Source organism: Schnuerera sp. (assembly GCF_035459645.1).
Taxonomy (GTDB): Bacteria; Bacillota; Clostridia; order Tissierellales; family Tepidimicrobiaceae; genus Schnuerera.
Genome location: NZ_DATHXO010000014.1, coordinates 1 through 5,267, shown reverse-complemented (window position 1 = coordinate 5,267; position 5,267 = coordinate 1). Strand labels below are relative to the sequence as shown.

The window sequence follows — 5,267 nt, the reverse complement described above, 5'->3', positions numbered from 1 at the left end:
GGAGGGTATCAGGGCATCGGCGCCGACACCCGGTTTTCAGTCAGGGCGTTTTATAACAATATACTTGTATCATAAAAAGACAATTTTTCTATATTAAAATTTACAGGTATAGACTTTTCTAATTTTAATTCTTGGTTTCTAATTGCTGAAGTTTTTATAAAATCTATGAATTTCTCTTGATTTTCTTTTTTTGAAAAAAACAATATTATTCCGATAAAAATTATTATGAAAAATTTAAACCCTTTGCTTTTCTTTTGTTTCGATTCCATAATATCACCTCATAATATTATAATTCGTTGTATTTTCATAATATCCTTCAAAATATTTGTTAATATTTAAATATATGATATAATAAATGTACCCATACATTTAAAGGGAGGCCAAAACAATGCTTATCGATAAAGAAATAAATACCCCTTTATATATACAACTTTATGAAAATATTAGAAATTTAATTGAAGAAAATAATTTTAAAGAAGGAGAAAAGCTTCCTTCTATTAGAAGTTTAGCAGATAAACTGGATGTAAACAATATTACAGTTGTAAATGCTTATAAATTATTAGAACAAGAAGGTTATGTGTATTCCATAAAGGGTAGCGGAACTTATGTAAGAAAATCTAGTTATGATATGGATATTTCATATATGGAGGATGGAGATATTGAATTAATGATAGGAGGAGTTCTTCCTATATCAAAAAATAGTATTAATTTTGCATCTGTATCTCCTACTCCAGAAATTTTCCCTATAAAAGAGTTTAAACAGGCTTTAAATGAAGTTTTAGATAGAGATAAGGGAAATGCTTTTGTTTATCCTGAAATTAATGGTTATGAACCTTTTAGGGAATCTATTACTTCTTTTTTACATGAAAATTATAATATGACAGTTGATAAAGATCAGATACAAGTAATTTCAGGTGGTCAACAGGGGATAGATATCATCACTAAAACCTTAATTTCTCAAGGGGATTGTATCTTTGTTGAAAATCCAACCTATTCTGGAGCTATTGCAGCTTTTAAATCCAGAGGAGCTAAAATTATGGGAATCCCTATGCTAAAAGATGGATTGGACTTAGATATATTTCATGAATATATCAAAAGATATAGACCTAAATTTTTATATATGATGACTAATTACCAAAGTCCTACCACCTACTCTTATAGTGAAGAAAAACAAAAGGAACTTATCAAACTTAGTAAAAAATATAATTTTTATATCATCGAAGACGATTTTTTAACAGATTTGAATTATGATGATGATAAAAAAACACCATTAAAATCCAAAGACACTTTAGATCAAGTTATATATATAAAAAGCTTTTCTAAGATATTTATGCCAGGAGTAAGAATTGGTTTTATGACGGTACCTAAAAAACTCTTTAAAGATATAATTAGAGCTAAACATACTACAGATATTTCTTCTTCTGGATTTTTACAGAGAGCTTTCGATCTATATCTACGAAAAGGATATTGGAAAGGACATGTAAAAACCATTAAAAAAGTCTATACTAAAAAATATAATACTATGGTAGAGGAATTAGAAAGACTCAAAAAATATGGAGTAGATTTTATTCAACCTAAAGGCGGACTAAGTTTATGGGTCAAATTACCTAAAGAAATAGATTCTTTAGAACTTTATAATGAATGCGGAGAAAACAATGTAGCTTTAGTACCAGGCAAAATATTTTTCTTAGATGATAGTATTGATTCTAACTATATTAGGCTCAGTTTTGGAGCTGTTTCAAATGAAGAAATAGTTCATGGTATAAAGGTAATAGAAAATCATCTTAGAAAAAAGTATAAAAAAGACAATAACGAATATCTACCTTTTGTATAATAATAAAATGAACAACACCTCTGTCATCCTGAGACCAATCCTATCATCATGAATAACAACTTAATCATCATGAATAACAACCTAGTATTCAGAATAACAACCTAGTCATTCTGAATAACAATCTAATCATTCTGAATAACAACTCTGTCATTCTGAATAACAACTCTGTCATTCTGAATAACAACTCTGTCATTCTGAATAACAACTCTGTCATTCTGAATAACAACTCTGTCATTCTGAATAACAACTCTGTCATCCTGAGCGTTAGCGAAGGATCTCACGTCCAGGATTCTTCGACTTTCCTCAGAATGACAAAACATGGTATATACTATTTTATATCTTTTAAAAATTCCATTATTAAAGAAATATATTCCTTTGGTTTTTCATACATAGCTGCATGGCCTACATCTTCTATTACTTTCCATTGAGAATTTTTTATTTGTTGATGAATTAGATGTTGATATTTAATAGGAGTAAGAGTATCCAATTCAGAACTTATGATTAATGTAGGTACTTCAATGTCTTTTATATTGTCATAAACATGGTATTCATCTGCACTTTCTAATCCTCTTTTAAACCTTTCATACCATTTTTCATTTAAAACTTTTGATAAAATCTTTGCCTTTTCTTTTATATCTTCATAGCTTTTTTCATAATAATTGAAAGAATACATATAAGGCATAGCTATAAGTGAAAAAATATCTCCATCAAAAGTAGAGGCTGCATAAATCCAAGCTTTCCCTATTTCTTTCATAATCTTTGTAGTATAGCTATCTGTATTTGATAATGCTAAAGATTTTACTTTATACTGATATTTAGATGTAAATGTAAGAGCCACCTTCCCCCCATAGGACATACCTACTAAATGTACTTTTTCAAGTTCCAGTTTATCTAAAAATTCTTTTAAAAAATCAGCTTGAGTCTCTACAGTATAACTACCTTCATAACTATCTGATTTACCTTGATCTAGTAAGTCTACAGTTACCATCTTATAATTCTCTGTTACAGTTTTAATAAAAGGAGACCAGCTATTGGTTGCCATCATAGCTCCATTTAAGAAAACTACTGGTTCACCATTTCCATATTGTTTATAATAGATTTTTTTATCATTTATAATTGTATAAGGCATTTTATCATCTCCTATTTGGTTGTTAATATTAGTATAGCAAAAAAACCGAAGATAATCTTCGGTTTTATATAAGAAACGATATCAATATTCAACACACTAACCTTTCACCAAAATTAACACCATCATAGTAAATCCAATTATTCCAAAAATAGGATAAATTGTTCTTACTAAATTTGCAAATCCAATTTTAGCTAATGGAATAGCAGATATACAAAATAAAGCTGTAACTAGTAATTTACCTTTTTTCCTAGATATTCTATTCATAAATCCAAATCCATTAGCCAATGCAGTAGTAAACATAGCAACCCAGAGGATAATAGCATATAATTTTCTATACCTTTCTCCCACATAACTACATACCATTAACATAGGAATATCTAAATTATGTACCTCATTATAATATATGAGCATAGAAGATAATATAGCAATACCAAGAATCGATAGTATAATTCCTCCTAACATACCACCTTTTATAGCAGTTTTTTTACTGTTAATCAATGGATATAAGGATGAAAATACTATGATTATTATTAAAGAATTAGAACCAAAATATAAAAAAGATGATGTGATAAAATTACCTTTATTTGTAATATTAGTTCCTTGGATATTTGTAAAATTATATTCTTCTCTTATATTTACATAAGAAGATGTAAATATAATTCCAATAATAAGTAATGGTACTAGTATAGTATTTATAAGAGATAACCCTTCTAAACTAAATAAAAATACAATAAAAGCAAATATAGTCATAACAAAAACTCCAGTATTAAAGGTTAACCCGAGTTCCTCTTTAAATATAGCACCAGATCCAGCTGTCATTACACTAAATCCTGTATATAAAGAAAAAATCATTATAGTATCCATTATAAATCCAATTTTTTTGCCAAATAAATTTATTATTAATTCATTAAAATCTTTTATTTTTTTATTATGTATCTTAATTAATAATAAACTGCCTACAAAAGAAAATAATAAACCTACTATAAACATACCTAAAATACCTTTCAAACCATAAGCCCCAAAAAATTCTACAATCTCCCTTCCAGAAGCAAATCCTGCTCCTATTACAGTACCTACATATATAAATCCAATTTTTATCCAATTTTTCATATAAAGCCTCCCTCCTGCTAATTAATAGTATTAGTAGGAAGGCTAAACTATAACTTTAAAATTGTTATTCTACAACAAAAAACTAGGCAAATTTGCCTAGTTTTTTAGTTTATTTGGTTTTTTGTACACTAAGGTCTTCTGCTTTCAATGCTTTTACAAATGAAATACAAGCAAATATCATTACAATAGCAAATGGGAAGGCTGCTACAATTGAGCTCGTTTGAAGTGCATCTAGTCCGCCGGCTTGCATTAATGCAAAAGCCATCATAGATTGAATAGCTCCCCACACTATTTTAATATTAGTACTAGGATTTAAATCTCCATTCCTAGACATCATTCCTAAAACAAAAGTTGCAGAATCTGCAGAAGTAACAAAGAATGTACACAATAAAATTATAGCTACTAAAGATATAATACTACCTAAAGGCACATGTTCCATAACAACAAATAAGGCTGTCTCTGTAACCTCAATTGCTTCAGCAGCGATTTCTGGTCCTAAGTTTATTCCAGTAGCTCCAAAAACAGCAAACCATAAAAGAGATCCTAAAGCAGGAACTATCGATACTCCCAATATAAATTCCTTTATAGTTCTACCTTTAGATATACGTGCAATAAATGATCCAACAAATGGAGCCCAAGCAATCCACCATGCCCAATAGAATATTTTCCAACCATTTATCCAGCTATTGTCACCAAAAGGATTTATTTGGAAACTTGATTCTATAAAATTAGATATATACATACCTACACCATTTGTTAAAGAATTTATTATTGTCACAGTAGGTCCTAATATAAAAGTTAATATCATTAAGGCACTAGCTAATGTTATATTTGCATTGGATAAAAACTTAATTCCTTTATCCAATCCTGTAATAGCTGATATCATAAATAAAACTGTAACCGTCACTATAATTATAATATTAGTGGTTGTATTTATAGGAACTCCAAATAAATAATTCAATCCACTATTAATTTGAAGAGTACCTAAACCAAGTGAAGTAGCTACTCCAGCTATTGTTGCAAATATGGCTAATATATCTATAAATTTCCCAATAGGCCCTGCAACTCTTTCCTCTCCCAATAAAGGTATAAAAATACTACTAATTAATCCTTGTTTCTTTTTCCTAAACTGCATATAAGCTAAAGGAAGAGCAATTACTGCATAATTTGCCCACGGATGCACTCCCCAGTGCA

At 28.8% G+C, this 5,267-nt stretch carries 5 protein-coding genes; 1 reads left to right on the top strand and 4 read right to left on the bottom strand.

Annotated elements, in window-relative coordinates; all coding sequences use genetic code 11:
- Positions 1-50 precede the first annotated feature (50 nt).
- Positions 51-269, bottom strand: a complete 219-nt coding sequence (locus VK998_RS00350) for a hypothetical protein (RefSeq protein WP_325224214.1) — start codon at positions 267-269, stop codon at positions 51-53.
- Between the two features lie 119 nt (positions 270-388).
- On the opposite strand from VK998_RS00350, the gene pdxR reads away from it, so the two are divergent.
- Complete coding sequence (gene pdxR, locus VK998_RS00345; protein WP_325224212.1) at positions 389-1,834, top strand: MocR-like pyridoxine biosynthesis transcription factor PdxR; 1,446 nt, start codon at positions 389-391, stop codon at positions 1,832-1,834.
- Positions 1,835-2,162: 328 nt separating this feature from the next.
- Here pdxR and VK998_RS00340 read toward each other — a convergent pair whose 3' ends face one another.
- The 3 genes from VK998_RS00340 to VK998_RS00330 all read right to left on the bottom strand — a co-directional run.
- Entirely contained in the window at positions 2,163-2,963 is an 801-nt protein-coding gene (locus VK998_RS00340) for an alpha/beta fold hydrolase (RefSeq protein WP_325224210.1), read from the bottom strand.
- A gap of 96 nt (positions 2,964-3,059) precedes the next feature.
- A complete protein-coding gene (locus VK998_RS00335; RefSeq protein ID WP_325224207.1) occupies positions 3,060-4,073 on the bottom strand; it encodes a YkvI family membrane protein in 1,014 nt (337 codons plus the stop codon).
- Positions 4,074-4,182: 109 nt separating this feature from the next.
- On the bottom strand, positions 4,183-5,267 hold a 1,085-nt coding region (locus tag VK998_RS00330), incomplete at its 5' end, for a BCCT family transporter (protein WP_325224206.1).